The organism is Xylanibacter muris (genome assembly GCF_013166605.1).
In the GTDB taxonomy this organism is placed as follows: Bacteria; Bacteroidota; Bacteroidia; order Bacteroidales; family Bacteroidaceae; genus Prevotella; species Prevotella muris.
Map to the genome: position 1 here is coordinate 389,433 of NZ_JABKKF010000001.1, position 17,454 is coordinate 406,886.

General features: G+C 45.3%; 13 protein-coding genes. 5 read left to right on the forward strand and 8 right to left on the reverse strand.

The window, feature by feature from the left end; all coding sequences use genetic code 11:
* Positions 1-13 precede the first annotated feature (13 nt).
* From HPS56_RS01370 to HPS56_RS01385, 4 genes are all read left to right on the forward strand, one after another.
* Entirely contained in the window at positions 14-1,954 is a 1,941-nt protein-coding gene (locus HPS56_RS01370; RefSeq protein WP_253952356.1) for a family 43 glycosylhydrolase, read from the forward strand.
* A gap of 100 nt (positions 1,955-2,054) precedes the next feature.
* Positions 2,055-3,503: a family 43 glycosylhydrolase gene (locus tag HPS56_RS01375; RefSeq protein WP_172272690.1), complete on the forward strand. Its 1,449-nt coding sequence runs from the start codon at positions 2,055-2,057 to the stop codon at positions 3,501-3,503.
* A gap of 299 nt (positions 3,504-3,802) precedes the next feature.
* Entirely contained in the window at positions 3,803-4,138 is a 336-nt protein-coding gene (rbfA, locus tag HPS56_RS01380) for a 30S ribosome-binding factor RbfA (RefSeq protein ID WP_172272692.1), read from the forward strand.
* A 4-nt stretch (positions 4,139-4,142) separates the two neighbouring features.
* Positions 4,143-5,369: an FtsX-like permease family protein gene (locus HPS56_RS01385; RefSeq protein ID WP_172272694.1), complete on the forward strand. Its 1,227-nt coding sequence runs from the start codon at positions 4,143-4,145 to the stop codon at positions 5,367-5,369.
* Positions 5,370-5,398: 29 nt separating this feature from the next.
* On the opposite strand, the gene murI is transcribed toward HPS56_RS01385, so the two are convergent.
* The 8 genes from murI to HPS56_RS01425 form a co-directional block, all read right to left on the reverse strand.
* On the reverse strand, positions 5,399-6,250 hold the full coding sequence (murI, locus tag HPS56_RS01390) for a glutamate racemase (RefSeq protein ID WP_172272696.1): 852 nt from the start codon (positions 6,248-6,250) through the stop codon (positions 5,399-5,401).
* Positions 6,251-6,281: 31 nt separating this feature from the next.
* Positions 6,282-6,857 (reverse strand): OmpH family outer membrane protein, encoded by a 576-nt coding sequence (locus HPS56_RS01395; RefSeq protein ID WP_172272698.1) that lies wholly within the window; start codon positions 6,855-6,857, stop codon positions 6,282-6,284.
* A 154-nt stretch (positions 6,858-7,011) separates the two neighbouring features.
* Entirely contained in the window at positions 7,012-7,509 is a 498-nt protein-coding gene (locus HPS56_RS01400) for an OmpH/Skp family outer membrane protein (protein ID WP_172272700.1), read from the reverse strand.
* A gap of 107 nt (positions 7,510-7,616) precedes the next feature.
* Entirely contained in the window at positions 7,617-8,129 is a 513-nt protein-coding gene (locus HPS56_RS01405) for an OmpH/Skp family outer membrane protein (RefSeq protein ID WP_172272702.1), read from the reverse strand.
* 42 nt (positions 8,130-8,171) lie between these two features.
* Complete coding sequence (locus tag HPS56_RS01410; RefSeq protein ID WP_172272704.1) at positions 8,172-10,814, reverse strand: BamA/OMP85 family outer membrane protein; 2,643 nt, start codon at positions 10,812-10,814, stop codon at positions 8,172-8,174.
* Between the two features lie 35 nt (positions 10,815-10,849).
* The gene (locus tag HPS56_RS01415) at positions 10,850-11,587 is read right to left on the reverse strand and encodes an isoprenyl transferase (protein WP_172272706.1); all 738 of its coding nucleotides are present in this window, start codon (positions 11,585-11,587) and stop codon (positions 10,850-10,852) included.
* A 39-nt stretch (positions 11,588-11,626) separates the two neighbouring features.
* The gene (gene porG / locus HPS56_RS01420; RefSeq protein ID WP_172272708.1) at positions 11,627-12,313 is read right to left on the reverse strand and encodes a type IX secretion system protein PorG; all 687 of its coding nucleotides are present in this window, start codon (positions 12,311-12,313) and stop codon (positions 11,627-11,629) included.
* Between the two features lie 8 nt (positions 12,314-12,321).
* Positions 12,322-13,737 carry a DUF6242 domain-containing protein gene (locus HPS56_RS01425; protein WP_172272710.1) on the reverse strand — a complete coding sequence of 472 codons (1,416 nt, stop codon included), beginning with the start codon at positions 13,735-13,737 and terminating at the stop codon, positions 12,322-12,324.
* 1,172 nt (positions 13,738-14,909) lie between these two features.
* On the opposite strand from HPS56_RS01425, the gene HPS56_RS01430 reads away from it, so the two are divergent.
* Entirely contained in the window at positions 14,910-17,444 is a 2,535-nt protein-coding gene (locus HPS56_RS01430) for a glycosyl hydrolase 115 family protein (RefSeq protein ID WP_253952357.1), read from the forward strand.
* The last annotated feature ends 10 nt before the right edge of the window (positions 17,445-17,454 follow it).

Genomic DNA, 17,454 nt, shown 5'->3' on the forward strand with positions numbered 1-17,454 from the left:
AGGATGGCATTATATGTACAGTAGGATTTTTCAAATATTTGTTCTGGCTACCTGTCTTATGACAGCACGTGCCCAGAATCCGATAATTCGTAATCAGTTTACGGCCGACCCTACGGCAAGAGTGTTTAACGGGCGTGTATATCTTTTTCCGTCACATGATATAATAAGTCCGGTTGAACCGGAGAAACGTTGGTTCTCGATGGCCGACTATCACATGTTCTCATCCACCGACCTTGTGGAATGGACCGACCACGGTGTGATACTTTCTCAGGAAAATGTGCCGTGGGGAGACCCTAAGGGATATTCCATGTGGGCACCAGATTGTGTTGAGCATAATGGAAAATATTATTTCTTCTTTCCTGACGCTCCAAGGCCCGAGCCGGGGAAAAGGCGCGGATTCGGTATAGGCGTAGCTGTTGCCGACGGACTTTTCAATCCCAGGTTTGTGCCGCAGGATAAACCGATAGCCGGTGTGGGCGGTATTGACCCGTGTGTAATGAAAGCCTCTGACGGACGGCATTATCTGTTTTGGGGAGGCGGTGGCCTTGTTGTGGCGCGGCTTAAAGACAATCTGCTGGAGCTGGACGGTGAGCCGAAGCGTATAGACGGGTTGCCTGAAGGTTTCAAGGAAGGGCCGTTCGCTTTTGAGCATAAAGGAAAATATTACCTGACCTATCCGTGGGTAAGGCGTGAGGGCGGTACGGAATGCTTGGCGTATGCAATGGCCGACAACCCTATGGGGCCGTATACGTACAAAGGTATAATAATGAAGGAATCTGCCACGGGATGTTGGACGAACCATCACAGTATAGTGAATTTTAAAGGTCAGTGGTATTTGTTCTACCATCATAATGACTACAGTCCTTCGTTTGACAAAAACCGTTCTACATGTATCGACTCTCTGTTCTTTCGTCCTGACGGCACTATCATTGAGGTTGTGCCTACAAGGCGTGGTGTAGGAATCAGTGATGCCCGTAAGCCCGTACAGTTAGACCGTTACAGCGATATAGGCCGTGGCGCAGCCATTGAGTATCATGATACCTCCAACTGTTTTGCAGGATGGAAGACAGTGTTTGCAAGACCTGGGGCATGGGTCAGATACAACCGTGTGGATACGAAGAGCAGCTGTGCGGAAAATGTATGTCTGCGTGTAAGGACGAATGGTAAGGCGCGTTTTGTCCTGCGTATAGGCAGTTATGAGACATTGCTTGATGCGGGCGATACGAACGGGGAGTGGCAGGAGAGGAATATCAGAGTAAAGGTGATGCCGGAAGGGGTCAACGACCTCACGCTGGCACTCAAAAGCGGACACAATGCCGAGGTTGACTGGATATCAATGGGTGAGATGCCGCGTGAAAGATATTTTATAAAGCCGTCAGGTCTTGATACGACGCCTGACGAAGCCGGCTTCATACGCCGTTGGATGTTATTGGAACCTATAGACAAGCCCAACCGCAGCAACACCGTGTTTACAGACAGTTATCTGCGTGAGCATTTAACACGGATTTTCTATGCCGGACAGAATACTATGCTGCCCGAAGACATGCAGCAGGTGACGGTCGGAGACCAACAGTTGACATGGCATGCCGTTGAAAGCAACCGTTTTAATGTCAAGCTTTTCCGTTTTGCCACAGGACTTGGAAAAAGGGAGTATGGGGTGTTGTTCCATGCTGTGACAGTGATAGACTGCGACCGTGACCTTTCCGGCATACGTTTGGCGGTCGGTTCAAATTCCGCCTCGATGTGGTGGCTTAACGGAAAGGAGGTCATGATGCTTTCCGGAGACCGCCGCATGGTGAAGGATGATATGGTGTCGCCGAGGCTTACATTGAAGAAAGGACGTAATATTCTGAGTGGGGCAGTCATAAACGGTCCGGGAATGAGCGATTTTTGTGCGCGTTTCATTGACGATTCAGGACATCCGGTGAAAGACTATAAGGTGACATTGAAATAACAATGTCCGGCATCATGATACGTATTTCAGCAGGTTACTGGCTGAATTGAATATTCTCGATATTTTGCTTCAGATACATACTATAAATCTTTCAGCATAAATGAAAAAGATATTTCCTATAATAATCTTCGGATTGTCTCTTGCCGCAAAGGCTCAGATAGGGCAGCCTTGGATTCATGACCCTTCGACGATTGCGGAATGTGACGGCAAGTATTATACATTTGGTACCGGTGGCGGTGGACTGATTAGTGATGACGGTTGGTCGTGGCACAGCGGTGGGGTACGTCCCGGAGGCGGTGCCGCACCGGATGTCATAAAGATTAATGGCCGTTATCTCGTCATATACGGAGCGACAGGCGGCGGGCTCGGTGGAGGACACAACGGCCGTATACTTACGATGTGGAACAAAACGCTTGATCCTTCCTCACCCGATTTCCGCTATACGGAACCGGTTGAAGTGGCTTCATCCGACGGTTTGGAAGACAATGACGCCATTGATCCTGGTGTGTTGCTTGATCCTACTGACGGACGCATGTGGGTGTCATACGGCACATATTTTGGCAATATCCGCCTTATCGAGCTTGATCCGAAGACAGGGTGCCGCATGAAGGGCAACAAGGCCGTCGACGTTGCAATCGACTGTGAGGCTACAGACCTTATATACCGAGACGGCTACTATTATCTGCTGGGCACTCACGGCACCTGTTGTGACGGTGTGAATTCGACATATAACATAGTATGTGGGCGCAGCCGCAAGGTGACAGGACCCTATATCGATAATGTTGGCCGTTCAATGATGGAGGGCGGTGGAAAGATGGTGGCAGGTGCCGAACCGCGTCGGGTCGGAGCCGGACATTTCGGACGCACGGTCATTGACGACGGTGTGGAGGTGGCTTCGTTTCACTATGAGGCTGATTTCGACCGTAGCGGGCATTCGGTGCTGGCAGTCCGTCCGCTGCTATGGAGGAACGGATGGCCGGAGGTGGGACACCAATTCCGCGACGGTACATATTCCATACTGTCATGTCGCCGCGGATATGCCTTGGAGCTGGCCGTTGATTTTGTGCGTATAGAGCAGAAGAACCGCATGGGGTGGCACAATATTGATGCGGAAAAGCCGTTGGAGAGAATTCCAGACCAGACACTCGATGAAGTGAAGGCAACATGGCCTTCGGGTGAGACAGGGGTGCGTGCTGGAGACAATATGTTTCGTCCCCATCAGCTGTGGAGTATAAAGGCGGTGCCCGAAGCCGGCGGTTATCTGAGTAACCCGTATTTTAGCATTACTGTTGCCGGAACCGGTCGTGCTCTTTGTGCCACGGCAGATATGGAAGTCGTTTCTTCACCACTGTTCACAGGAGATGACTGTCAGCTTTGGAGAATAGAACAGCTTACAGACGGATCGTTCCGTATTATGCCTAAGGCTATTCCCGGGAAGGAAGGTCTCAATACTGAATATGTGCTTTATTCCATTGGAGACAGTACGCCTACGCTTGCTCCTTATGACTTTGACAATGATAATTCCAAGTGGACTTTTTTAGGTCAATAGCATTGTTCCAAGGAATTTAAAGTATACTTACGGTAAGTTCTTAATGCTTTAATCGCCTTTTTTCACCGTAAAACGACACTTCTCAAATTTTACGACTTAACTCGTGAGGTTTGGGAAGTGTCATTTTTTAGTTAGAGGCCATGTTGTTTTCACCATAGTAAAGCCTGTCCGTATGCAGGAAGGATAGGGGATAAAGGCTTGTGCCAATATCCGTATTACATTGTCATATTCTTTTGCGTTTCACATTTTATTTCGTATCTTTGCACATCATTTTCATTCATATTAAGATATAACATATAATGCAAGAGACACGACAGAATAAGATAGCGCGTTTGCTCCAGAAAGAGCTTAGCGTGATTTTCCAACAGCAGACACGTCTGATGCACGGGGTCATGATTTCGGTTACACGCACCAGGGTTTCTCCTGATTTAAGTATATGTACGGCATATCTAAGTGTTTTCCCGAGTGAAAAAGGAGAGGAAATACTTAAAAATATAAATGCAAGTGAAAAGAAGATACGTTATGAATTGGGTACAAGGGTGCGCCATCAGTTGAGGATAATACCTGATTTACGTTTCTTTATAGACGATTCACTTGATTATATAGACCATATAGACGAATTGTTGAAAAAATAACGGGATGAACTTTCCTTTCTATATAGCCCGCAGGTATCTGTTTTCCAAAAAGAGCACCCATGCCATTAATATAATAAGCGGTATTAGTATTGTAGGCGTGGCTGTGGCAACGATGGCTCTTGTCGTTACCTTGAGTGTGTTTAACGGATTTCATGACCTTGTGGCCTCTTTCTTCACGTCATTTGACCCGCAGATTGAAATTACGCCGGTAGCGGGCAAGACGGCTCCTGCGGATGATCCCGTGCTGACAAAGATAAGAACTTTGCCGGAAGTGGAAGTGGCTACGGAGAGCGTAGAGGATATGGCGCTTGCCATATATGGCGACAGGCAGGCTATGGTTGTAGTGAAAGGAGTGGATAATAATTTCGACAGCCTGACGCATATAAAGGAGATACTTGTGGGCAACGGGGAATATTCACTGAAAGTGGCTGACCTTGATTATGGCATATTGGGTATACGGCTTGCCGAGACTCTCGGTACGGGATACGGCTTTAAGGGAGCCATGAAGATATATGCTCCCGTTAAGGAAGGACAGTTGGATATGACCAATCCCGAGGCGAATTTTGTGGAGCAGGAACTTTATTCTCCCGGTGTGTTGTTTTGTGTCAAGCAGGCAAAGTATGATAAAAACTATATTCTTACCAATATTACTTTTGCGCGCATGTTGTTCGGGCGTGACGGTGAGTTGTCGGCGCTTGAGTTGAGATTGAAGCCTGGAAGCGACTTTGAAGCGGTAAAAGGAAGGATTAAGGATATTGCAGGAGATAAATACTATGTGAAGGACCGGTTCGAGCAGCAGGACGATACTTTTAAGATTATGAAGATAGAGAAACTGATGGCCTATATCTTCCTGACCTTCATACTGGTCGTTGCATGTTTTAATATTATAGGAAGCCTCTCAATGCTTATTCTTGATAAAAGGAAAGACATTGTGTCGCTCAGAAATCTTGGTGCAAGTGACAGGCAGATTGTGAGAATATTCCTGTTTGAAGGTAGGATGATTTCCGCGATAGGGGCTGTCACCGGTATTGTTATCGGTCTGTTGCTGTGTTGGCTTCAACAGACGTATGGTATTGTGGGATTGGGCAGGTCAAGCGGCTCGTTTGTTGTTGATGCCTATCCTGTAAGCGTCCATTATGATGATATAGCTGTTATATTCATTACAGTGATGCTCGTAGGATTTGCCTCTGTATGGTATCCTGTGAGGTATTTTGCGAAAAGACTGTTATAAGGGAAGGCTATATTGTTTTCACCATGATATCATGACATGCTTCCCAATGAAATGTTTTCCACTTCGATGTTCTCATGCAGGAAAATCTGCGCAGTTTCGCGGAACCTGTCCGGGTCTTCTGTCGTGAGATATTGCACCTTGCCGCATTTTGTGCACTTGCCTTCCATTTCCGGATGGCGTATGAAGTAGTTTTTTAGGCTGTTGGCTACATAATCCCCTTGTGACACGATTCGGATATTGTTTGGGACAAATTTCCTTATTTTTGGCAGAAGGAGAGGGTAATGTGTGCATCCGAGTATGATGGTGTCTATGTCGGAATCCGTTTTCAGAAGTTGTTTTATCCGCTTTTCCACAAAGTAATCGGCTCCGGGACTGTTGCCTTCGTTGTATTCGACCAATGGGACCCAGAACGGGCATGCCACGCCCGATACTTTTATGTCGGGAAACAGTTTCTTTATTTCCATATTATAGCTTTCGCTTTTTATTGTCCCTTCGGTTGCGAGTATGCCTATGTGTCGTGTTTCTGTAAGGTTGCCGATTATTTCCGCTGTGGGGCGTATGATGCCTAAGACCCTTCTGCCCGCATCTGCCAGCGGAAGGTCGTTCTGCTGTATTGTGCGCAGGGCTTTGGCCGATGCCGTGTTACATCCGAGAATAACGATGTGGCATCCCATTTCGAAAAGGCACATCACGGCCTGGCGGGTAAATTCGTAGACAATGCCGAACGAGCGTGAACCGTATGGTGCGCGCGCATTGTCTCCAAGATAAATGTAGTCGTATTGCGGGAGAAGACTGCGTATGCCGTGGAGTATTGTGAGTCCGCCGTAGCCGGAGTCGAATATCCCGATGGGGCCGGGTGCTTCCGGTAATACCTTTGGCATCTGCTGTTGTTTGATGGGATTCATCGCTGGTTTATTTTGACAGGCTTTCTTTTACAATGCCGTTGATATCCTCGCCTTGCAATGGATTGATGAAAGGGCATGAATTATTGTCTGTGTTCAGAATAAAAGAATATCCCCGCTTTGTTCCGATCTCCTTTATCACGGCAGACAGCCTTGCATGCAGAGGCGCGAAGATGTCTTGTTCCGCCTTTGCCAGCAGTCGTCTGCTTTCTTCCTTGAAAGCAATGTTCTTTGTAAGCAGTTCCTGTAGCTCGGTCTGACGTTTCTGCAGTATTGTCTGGGGAAAATCACGCAACCCCTCAAGAAATTGTTCATATTTCTGGTTAAACTCCCTTTCGACCCTTTGAGTCTCTTGCTCATATTTTGAGCGCAATGCCGCTGTCTGTCTTTGGGCAAGAGCGTAGTCGGGCATCGACTGAAGTGCAGAGTCATAGCTTAGAAATCCGAACTTGGATATTGAATACTGTCCGTCATTTCGTGCATATAATGCCGTGTCTGTGGTTGAAACAGAACTTTTGTTGATGTTCTCCTGTGCAGAAGCGATGAGGCATATTGATGAGATAAAGAGGAATATGATTCTTTTCATATTTTCTGAGGTTATGGTGTGTTTTATTTCCGGTATATTGGTAAGCCTGTCTGTCGTGGCATGATGTATGCTTGACAGCTTGTCTTTCAACGTATTAAGGTTGTGAGGGCAGTCCTGTCCGATGCTCTCACAACCTCACAGTGTATATGTCTTTTTATTTCAGTCCGAGTTTTGCCTTTACCTGTGCGGTCACGTCCGTACTGAGGGTGGTGCTGATATAAGGCACACCACCGGCAACATCCATGATGTAAACGTATCCGCCGGCCTGACCGACTTCTTTTATAGCATCGATGACCTTGGTTGTTATAGCCTGCATCTTCTCGGCAGAAGCTTTCTGCAAAGCCTGCTGGTTGTCCTGATAGCTCTGCTGTATCTTCTGATACATTTCCTGCAGTTCCTGCTGACGGCGCTGCTTGATGTTGTCTGGAAGAGTGGCCTGCTCTTTCTCGAAGGCGTCTCCTTTTTTCTGCAATTCATCCTGCATGCTCTTCAGGTCTGCCTCATACTGGGCCTGTAAGGCGTCAATTTCTGTCTTTGCCTTTGTATAGTCAGGCATAACCTGGATGATTTCCTGGGCATTGACATGTCCGAACTTCTGTGCAAATGTTGCCAATGGGGCAAATGCCATAAGCATTAAAAGTAATTTCTTCATTGTTGTTTTTTTATTTTAATTATTAATTTATTTTGTCTGTACTCATTCTTCTGTGCTAATACAAGACCGGATGCAAATAGGGTATATGCAGGACCGGTTTTATGAAATCAGCGTGCGTATCCTAATTTGGCGAGCACCTCATTGCTGATATCTATTTTAGGACTTCCGAATATTATTCCACTGTCGCTTGCCCGGTCGAGAATCAGCTGGTAGCCTCGCAGGTCGGCAATGTCTTTCACGGCGTTGTAAATCTCCTCCTGTATGGGGGACATGAGACTTGTACGTTTCTTGAATAATTCACCGTCCGGACCGAAATACTTCTTTTTAAGTTCGGCGGCCTCCTGCTCCTTTTTCATTATTGCGTCCTGTTTGGCCTTTTTCTGTTCCTGTGACAGAAACACCACTTCGTTCTGGTAGTTTTTATACATTGTCTGGGCTTCTGTAGAGAGGGCTTCTATCTCAGCCTGCCATTTTTTTGACACCTGATTGAGCTGTTCGTTGGCACGTTCGTATGCAGGGATGTTCTTCAATATATAATCCATGTCGACAAGTGCGAATTTCTGTGCGCTTGAGGATATTGCCTGTATTGTCAGCAATAGAATAAAAAATATCTTCTTCATAAAAGTCAAAATTTAATATATTAAACCTGAGTGTTGCAGATATCAGAACTCTTGTCCGAGAATGAAATGGAACTGGCTTCCTCCTTTTGTTCCCGTATATTCCACTTTATCGAAGCCGTAGGCCCAGTCGATACCCATTAGACCGACCATTGGAAGGAAGATGCGAACGCCAAGTCCGGCAGAGCGTTTCATGTCGAACGGATTGAATTTCTTTGTTTCCGACCATGCATTACCGCCTTCGAGGAATGACAGTCCGTATATTGTGGTGTTTCCAAGCATAAACGGATAGCGCAATTCGAGTGAGAACCGGTCGTAGGCATATCCAGGAGCGGAATATGGAGTCAGAGATCCGTTGTCGTAACCGCGCAGTCCTATAGTTTCCTGGGCATAGCCTGTGGAGTATCCGCTCATACCGTCGCCACCCATGTAGAATGTTTCAAACGGTGACTTGTTATATTTGTTGAATGACCCCAACAGACCGAACTCTACGCGTGTCATCAGTACAAAACATTTTTGTCCGCCTGTAAGGGCTGTGTAGGTCTTGGACTTAAACTTCCACTTATGATATTCTATCCAGTTGTATTTGTCTTTCATTTCATCGTCATAGCTTGCCGAATTAGGGTCTGTGGCAAGATTCTTATAGTCTTTTTTCAGAATCTTGGACCATGGCGGTGTTATGGTGAGTGAGGCTACAAACTCGGAACCTTCACGCGGGAAATAGGGGTTGTCTGTTGTCGTGCGTGCCAGGGTTAGTCCAAGATTGATATTATTACAGTTACCGTTTGAAATCAGGAAGTAACGCCAGTCACGCAGCATATAGCGCTGGTATGAAAGTGATGCCGACAATTGGAAATAGTCGTCCGGCCAGCGAAGGCGCTTGCCCCATCCGATAGAGAATCCCAGCATCTGTACGTATTTGTCGTCATCGAGATAGCTTTCGTAATTATTATAATAATTATTGTTGTAGCTGCCGTAATAGTTATAGTAGCTGTTCATCCAGCTGTTATTATAATAATTACTGTTGACATCCGTCTGTTTTGAATAGAAGACGCCAATGTTGAAAGCATTTGGACGTTTGCCTCCGAACCATGGTGCGGAATAGCTCAGGCTGTATGACTGGTAATATGTTCCGTTTGTCTGTGCGCTTAAGGCAAGCTGTTCTCCGTCACCGATGGGGAGTATGCCGCGGTGCATCTTGTTCTTGCCGAATAGGTTGCGCATGGAGAAGTTGTTGAGTTTCAATGATACGCGTCCTATTACACCGGTTTGTCCCCATCCAAACGAGAACTCGACCTGGTCGTTAGATTTCTGTACAAGTTCCCAGTTGATGTCTACCGTACCGTCATCTTGATTTGGCTTGACGTCAGGCTTTACGTTTTCAGGGTCGAAATATCCCATTGACATTATCTCGCGTGCAGAGCGCATGAGTGCGTCTCTTGAGAACAGGTCACCGGGTTTTGTACGGAGTTCGCGGCGCACGACTTCTTCATATAGACGGTCGTTTCCGTATATGCGCACATTGCTTATACGTGCCTGTTGTCTCTCGTCTATCCTAATTTCGAGGTCGATTGAGTCACCGTCGATGTTTACTTCGGTAGGGTCAAGCTGACAGAACAGATATCCATTGTTCCAATAATAGTTGCCCACCGCATCATCGTCTTCGGAAAGACGTTTGTTCAGCAATGTCTGGTTGTATACATCACCTTTCTTCATTCGGAGAGTGGCATTGAGCGCATCCGTGGTTATGATGGTGTTTCCCACCCATGTGATGTCGCGCAGATAATATTTCTCTCCTTCGTCAATCTTGAGATATATGTTTACATGTTTGTCGTCATTGTTCCATACACTGTCTTCCAGGATTGTCATGTCCCTGAAACCAAGCTCATTATATTTGTCTATTAGTTTCTGTTTATCTGCTTTATACCGTTCGTTTGTGAACTTCTTTGACTTAAGGAATGATGAGAGTTTGCCTGCCTCATGAGTCTTTGCAAATGCTCCTTTCTTGAAGAGTCCTCCCTTGATGGCAGACGTTGCAAGGTGATTGTTGCCTTCTATGATTATATTGCGTACCTTCATCTTGTCCTTTTTGTCTATGTTGACATCAAGGATAACCTGATTCTTTCCCGTTACATCGTCACGTTGCACGATGTTTATTTCTGCATTTTTGTATCCTTTCTCGTCAAAGTATTTCTTTGCGAGAATCTTTGCGCGGTCAATCATGTTTGGCGTTATCTGATTTCCTTTCATGATACCGAGTTTGGCTTCCATGTCCTCACGTTCCGATTTCTTAAGTCCGTAGTAGTTGATGGTGCTTACTCTCGGACGTAGTTTCAGATTGATACATAGATATATCTTTGAATCGACAATGGAGTCTGCCGTGATTGATACGTCAGAGAACAGGCCGTGCTTCCAGTATCTTTTTACGGCTTCTGTGATGTCGTTTCCTGGAATTGCCACTTTTTGTCCGACAGAAAGTCCGGAAATGCCGGTAAGAACATTGTCTTCGTATCCGTCGACACCTTTTACCGCCAACCCGCCTATAATGCAAAGTCTCGGTGTGCCGGCATAAGATATGTCAGGGTTTACAATGATGTTTTGTGCCGCCACTTTGCATGTAACTCCCGCAATAAGGAGTGTCACAATAAGAATATGCTTATAAATCTTGTCAAATTCTGAAAATCTCATTCTTATCTTTTTCTTATACTACTGTCATTGGTAATTCATTCCCCGGCTTCTATCTGAGCCTCTGTTTTTCCATAGCGTCTTTGTCTTCCCTGATAGTCAATAATGGCTTTGTGAAGATGCTCTTCATCGAAATCAGGCCAGTAGGTGTTACAGAAATAAAGTTCGCTGTATGCGATTTGCCATAGCATATAGTTGGATATCCTGAATTCTCCTCCGGTACGTATCAGCAGGTCAGGATCAGGCATGAAACTTGTCTCAAGATTCTTTGATATGAGTTCTTCGTCTATATCTTCCGCAGATATGGATTTGTCTGCCAGTTTCTTTGCTATATTCTGTGTGGCTCTTGTTATTTCCCATCTTGATGAATAGCTTAATGCCACAGTCATTGTCATTGCCGTGTTCCCTGCTGTGTGCTCCATTGTTTCGTTCAGCTTGCTTTGTACTGCTTCCGGCAGCCTTTTCACATCACCGATTACTCTGAAGCGCACATTGTTTTTCATAAATATCTCATCTTCAAGTGATGACAGTACAAGTCCCATCAACGCCGAAACTTCATCTGCGGGGCGGTTCCAGTTTTCTGTCGAGAATGTATACAGGGTGAGATATTCCACTCCCAGCCTCGTACATTCTGAGGTTATACGTCTTACCGTATCCACTCCTGCCTGATGACCGAAACTGCGTTGCTGTCCGCGCTCTGCCGCCCAACGTCCGTTACCGTCCATTATTATGGCGATGTGGCGTGGTATACGCTTCATATCTAATTGCTCTGTCATGTTTTGTAGTCAGAATATTTGTTTTTATTTAAAGAGTTATCAGAACCTGTCGCTGTGGCATGTCTTGCATTTCGCCATGATGTCGTATGTCACCGATAGCTGTAACATGCTGTAACTGTCCGTGTTCTTGAATATGCCGCTGCTTTTAATGCCGTACGGGTCATTTACACCGTCAAGTTTGTCGCTCATGGAAAAATGTATCGACCAGTCTAATGCAACATTCAGTCTTTCTGCAATCTTATACTTTGCTCCTATTCCGATTGGGATATTTGCTGTGAATACATTCTCGTTGCTTCCGCTGACGAAGGTAGCTCCTATTCCCATATATATATAAGGTGTAAGGCGTCTTGCCCCGCGGTATTCCCTGCCTGTTCCGTAAGGCCAGAAGTTATACTCAAAGCGTAGTCCGGCATCGACAAGGCTGTTATTTACATTTATTATCGTGTCCTGAAGCTCGGGATACCATGTCTCGACGTCCGCAGACGAAGCTTTGAGTTTTCCGAAACCCACATTCAGGCCTAATGCCATGCGCGGATTGAATCTGTATTTTCCGATTACGGCTCCCATTGGTTGCATGTTTTTTGTTATGCTGCCGTTGAAGTCGCCTTGATATGCCACCAGTCCTGCTCCTGCTCCGATCTCGGCCCTGTATTCAGGGTCATCCTGTGCGTATGTTGTTAAATTCATACACATTGTCAAAAGAGCCGGTAACAAGAGTTTTCTCATATATGTATTCAATCAATATTTTGAATCCATCCCATACGGTTGAGACGCCCGCGCCAAACATTTCCCGTACCGGAGCAGATCAGCCAGATATTGCTGTTGCTGTCTACTGTCACGGCAAGTGATGAGGAATTTTTGTCAAAGTCTGCGGGATAATGGTATATGCTGTTCTTTTTCCATGTTATGCCCCAGTCGCGGCTTTCATATATAGTGCTGTATGCAGGAATGTCGCATCCGCCTATACCGGCACCGCCAAATGCCAGAAACGAGTTCCCGTATGGTATTAATGACAGGTTGCTGATGCGTGGCATAGGATATAGGTTGGAACTGTCGAATGGTATATATGACCATTTGTCTGTGTCCCCGGATTCCTTATTTATTATTTTTCTCCAGACATGACTTGTCTTTTCTTCAGGATATATTTCGGTGTCTCGGCTTCCTGCGATGAGTATGTAGTCTGTTTCTTTGTTGAAAGACGCCTTTGTCACGCAACATGACATATCGGAATATGGTAACAGCGAGTTTTTGTCGTCAATGATATCTTCTGTCCATGTATTGCCTCCGTCGGAGGATTTCATCATATTGCCTTCATGGCTTAGCGCATAGAGTTCTTTGCTGTTTCCGCCTGCAAGTTTTCTGATGGAAGGAACTTCCGCTACTGTTTCCAGACATTCTCCGTCCGGCGATTTCCTTATGGCAGTGCCGTCAAGGAACCATATATTTCCGTTTGCCGCAACCATATTGTCATAAGCCGTGCTGCCGAGTACGATATTGCTTTTGGTCCATGAGTTCCCGTCTGTCAGAGAAGTATAATATATGTATGTGTTGCCTGCATTCTTTCCTGCAACAAACACTTTCCCGTCCATGTATACGCATCTGACAGCGTCCATTGCGGCAAAGTCAGGAACATCTGCCATGCGTGACCATTTAAATGAGTCCGCAACTTCCTGGTGTACATTTACCTTTATTGTATATGTCCGGCGTGATGTGAAGTCAGATGAGAACACGTCAACCCTGCGCGGAAAAGAAAAGTCCGTTGAGTCTGTCGCAGAGAGTATGCGCATGGAGTCTGTCTTCTCGTCAACGATATACGGAATACCGTTGTTTATTGTTGAATAAGTGCATAGAAGCTTTGTGGCGTCTGTTCCCTTTGGCAGGGAATCAGTGTTGTATATCAGTCCTTTTACGTGGTCAATGTTGAACGGATACCTTGCGACTTCGGTGCTGCTTTCCACATACATAGAGTCTGTTTTGTTGTCAGATGCTTTTGTATATTTGTATATGTCGGCGGCGGATATTCCGAATGATGTTATTGCCGTATCATCGTAAAGAGTAAATTCATTCTCGTCTTTATCCAGGCATGATACACATAAAAATGCGCTCAGCAACAGAAGAGATAATGAATAAGCATATCTTTTTATAAGCATGTTTTTTTGTTTTTTAGCTGCAAATTTAATCACAATTCCGCAAAAAGTATCACTTTTGGACGTTTTATTAAGTAAAAAACATTAATAATGCGATTATTTTAAGTTCTATTAGTTTAAATAATCATTTGCTTGATGGAATTTAAAAGGTGTGGATAAAAAAAGAATGCGGTATGACTCACTCACCCCGCATTCCTTCTAACGGATGTCGGTGTGTGTTAAAGTATAAATACTAAACATAGTCAAGAAAAAGACTGTAACCAACAAAACCGTCGTTTGAAAATCTAATAACATAATCTTTACCTTAAAATCTATTAACCTAATGAATAACAATACTTTCTCACGAAAGCAATGCAAAGATACAAAAAACAATGCATTTATTGTATACTTGTTGAGAGAATATTTGTATTACTCTCGTTATTTAATAACATTTAACATAAATCCACTGGAATTAGGCTAATAACGGTTTTGTGTTTTATGAATATTAATATCTGTAAAGGTTGGTTTTACGATTTGTTGTTTTTATGTGTCTTGCAAATATTTGAACTTTCATCATGGTATTGGAAGTTAAGCGGTAGGGAGCGGTCTTGTTATCAGGGGAAATTGGCTTTTAATCAAGTATGCCTTTTATTTAATTACGTTCTTTTTGTTATTCGGGGTTTTTAGGTTGAATGTATCACGAATGTAGATATGTTATGTAATAAAAATTCGCAATATGTTTTTGTATTGTTACTGCTGAATTTGGCGTATTTGTAATATGTTGATATCCAATGTGTTAGGCGGCAATAAAGAGGCATCAAAAAAGAATGGCATGTTCATGCTTCATGAATGGCCTGTTCTCTTTCAATGAATGGCCTGTTCATTGAGCATGAATAGCCTGTTCATTGAAAGAGAATTTTACAGTAGTGTATACGTGTAAAAGTATTTCAGATAATTTTCGCCAAGGTTCTTGTATGATGGCAGAATGATGTTTTTGGCATGGTATGGAATCCATAAAACAAAGATGATTCCGGTGCTTGTCTTTATACTATTAAGGATGTGGAATGTATCCCGTTTTATGCTATGAATGAACAAAAATGCAGTTTTTTGTATTATTGTCTGTTTGCTTCTCACCGTTTTTATATTTAAATTTGCAATCGGTAAAACCTAACTGTCAGAAAGACTACTTTTAGATTATGAATAAAAAGAATATGATTATTCGTGCGGTTGCGATGGTATTTGCAGCTGTGCAGGTTGACGCTTCATCGGCAAAGGACGTTGTATGGTTTGACGGGGAATCCCCGGTTACGTATTCCCTGCCGAAGAAAAGCGATCTTGTTGTGTTCACGGCTGTAAACATGTTTGTTTCTGATATGGAGGCAGTTACAGGCATGAAAGCTGAGGCTTCTGCGGAAAAGAAAGCGAAGATACGTATTGTGGAGCTTGACAAGGCGGCATCCGGTGTAAGGAAACGCCTTTCGGATGCAGGAGTGCCGGTGGCTGATATAGAGAGAAAAAACGATGGCTTTCATATATCTGTCATAGACGGGCAGATAACCGTAGTAGGCGGCAACGGACGCGGTACGGCTTACGGTATATTGGAACTTTCGCGTATGGCGGGCGTCAGTCCTTGGATATGGTGGGGTGATGTAGTGCCGGAACACCGTAAGAGACTTGTGGTCGACAGCGGGTTCTCGACCACCCAGGGCGCATCAGTTGAATATCGCGGCATATTCTTGAACGATGAAGACTGGACCACGCGCCCGTGGAGCTATGGCACATACGAGCCTGGAAAGTTTGGAGAAATAGGTCCGAAGACATATAAGAGGATATTTCAACTGCTTCTTCGTATGCGTGCAAATGCCATCTGGCCCGGCATGCATACAGGCACAACCGCTTTTTTCAAGATTGCGGGTGCAAAGGCGATGGCGGACAGTTGCGGAATCGTTATAGGTACTTCTCATTGTGAGCCGCTTTTAAGAAACAATGTTGATGAGTGGGATGCAAAGAAACGCGGCGCATTCAATTATATTTCAAACCGTCAGGCCGTGCAGGACTATTGGATAGAGCGTCTGAAAGAGGTTAAAGGCTCTCAGGGCGGAAACATGTTTACTATAGGCATGCGTGGGATACACGACGGTTCCATGGAAGGCGTGAAGACAATGAAGGAAAAATTTGACGCTCTTCAGACCGTTATCGACGACCAGCAGGACCTTTTGGACAAATATATAGGCAGTCTGTCCAAACAGATACAGGTGTTTGTGCCTTATAAGGAAGTCCTGCAGATTTACGAGAAAGGCCTTAAGGTTCCGGAATATGTCACATTGATGTGGTGTGATGACAACTATGGTTATATGACACGTCTTTCCAATGCCGAAGAGCAGAAAAGAAGTGGTGGCGGTGGTGTGTATTATCATCTGAGCTATTGGGGGCGTCCTCATGACTATATGTGGCTTGCCACAACCCAGCCCGGACTTATATATAACGAGATGCGTGCGGCTTACGACCATAATGTCCGTAAGATATGGATTGTCAACGTTCATGACCCTAAGGTGGCCGGTTATGATTTGGAACTGTTCCTCGACATGGCATGGAATATCAATTGTGTTTCCGCGTCGACTGTCGGTGAGCATTATAAGGCATGGTTGTGCCGTCAGTTCGGGACGGATGCCGGCATGCGCCTGTTTCCGGCAATGCATGAGTTCTATCGTTTGTGCGGTGAGCGTCGTCCGGAGTTCATGGGATGGAGTCAGGTGGAACTTGACAAGAAGACATACAACCGCGGGCTTAGTCCTGTTTCTAACACGCAGTTCAGCATCAGTGAGTTTGGGGGAGAGCTTGACCGCTATCTTGAGCGTTATGCAGAGGTGGGCAGGGTAGTAAAGGAAGTGGAGGCGGTGATCCGTCCAGAGTTGCGTGACGCATATTTCGCGGCAATAAAGTATCCTGTGCTTGCTGCCGGTGCCCATGCAGAAAAAATACTTGAGGCTCAGCGCGCGCGTTCGTTTGCAAACGGCAGCACGTTGAAGGACATGTTTGAGAATAACGGCCGCATCTATACAGCCTGTGCGAAAAGTCAGCGCGCGTATCAGGAAATAAGAAGACTGACGGAATTCTATAACGAGAAAATGTCGTCGGGTAAATGGCGCCGTTCAATGAATATGCGTCCGAGAGACCTGCCTGTGTTCGGCGCCCCATCACTCCCGACGCTACTAAGCGACACCGAGGTGGCGGAATGGTTGGATAAGGGAGGTAAAGATAATAGGCGTCACGATATTGACACAGACGGATGTATAGTAAGAAATGCAGTTGAGTACCATAGCGCAACGCCTGGGGCAGAGGCGGTGCAGATGCTCGGTCACAGTATGAATGCCGTGGCATTGCCCGAAAAGGGTGAGCTTACGTATAATTTCACGACAGAGAAGGATGGAAATGCCGTGTTGCGTATAGCGTTGATACCAACCCAGCCGAATGACAAGGGGGACTTGAGGTTCAGCGTTTCCGTGGATAATGAGACTGGTGAGTCGTTTTCTTTGAAGGAACCGTTCCGTTCTGAGCGTTGGAAACAGAATGTCCTGCGCGGACAGGCATTGCGCGAAGTGGAGTTGAAAGGATTGAAGGCCGGAAACCATGTGCTGAGAATAAAGGCGGAGACTCCTCACATCATCGTAGACCAGTGGATGATAGATAATAAGCCGGACAGGAAATTCTATTTGTTTCCGGTAAATTGATATAAAGACT

Excerpts from the sequence above, each read along its gene's own strand:
- HPS56_RS01425 (WP_172272710.1), bottom strand. The coding sequence starts at position 13,737 with ATGCTTATAAAAAGATATGCTTATTCATTATCTCTTCTGTTGCTGAGC.
- HPS56_RS01430 (WP_253952357.1), top strand. The coding sequence starts at position 14,910 with ATGAATAAAAAGAATATGATTATTCGTGCGGTTGCGATGGTATTTGCA.
- HPS56_RS01385 (WP_172272694.1), top strand. The coding sequence starts at position 4,143 with ATGAACTTTCCTTTCTATATAGCCCGCAGGTATCTGTTTTCCAAAAAG.
- HPS56_RS01375 (WP_172272690.1), top strand. The coding sequence starts at position 2,055 with ATGAAAAAGATATTTCCTATAATAATCTTCGGATTGTCTCTTGCCGCA.
- HPS56_RS01415 (WP_172272706.1), bottom strand. The coding sequence starts at position 11,587 with ATGACAGAGCAATTAGATATGAAGCGTATACCACGCCACATCGCCATA.
- HPS56_RS01370 (WP_253952356.1), top strand. The coding sequence starts at position 14 with ATGTACAGTAGGATTTTTCAAATATTTGTTCTGGCTACCTGTCTTATG.
- rbfA (WP_172272692.1), top strand. The coding sequence starts at position 3,803 with ATGCAAGAGACACGACAGAATAAGATAGCGCGTTTGCTCCAGAAAGAG.
- HPS56_RS01405 (WP_172272702.1), bottom strand. The coding sequence starts at position 8,129 with ATGAAGAAGATATTTTTTATTCTATTGCTGACAATACAGGCAATATCC.
- porG (WP_172272708.1), bottom strand. The coding sequence starts at position 12,313 with ATGAGAAAACTCTTGTTACCGGCTCTTTTGACAATGTGTATGAATTTA.
- HPS56_RS01395 (WP_172272698.1), bottom strand. The coding sequence starts at position 6,857 with ATGAAAAGAATCATATTCCTCTTTATCTCATCAATATGCCTCATCGCT.
- HPS56_RS01410 (WP_172272704.1), bottom strand. The coding sequence starts at position 10,814 with ATGAGATTTTCAGAATTTGACAAGATTTATAAGCATATTCTTATTGTG.
- HPS56_RS01400 (WP_172272700.1), bottom strand. The coding sequence starts at position 7,509 with ATGAAGAAATTACTTTTAATGCTTATGGCATTTGCCCCATTGGCAACA.
- murI (WP_172272696.1), bottom strand. The coding sequence starts at position 6,250 with ATGCCAAAGGTATTACCGGAAGCACCCGGCCCCATCGGGATATTCGAC.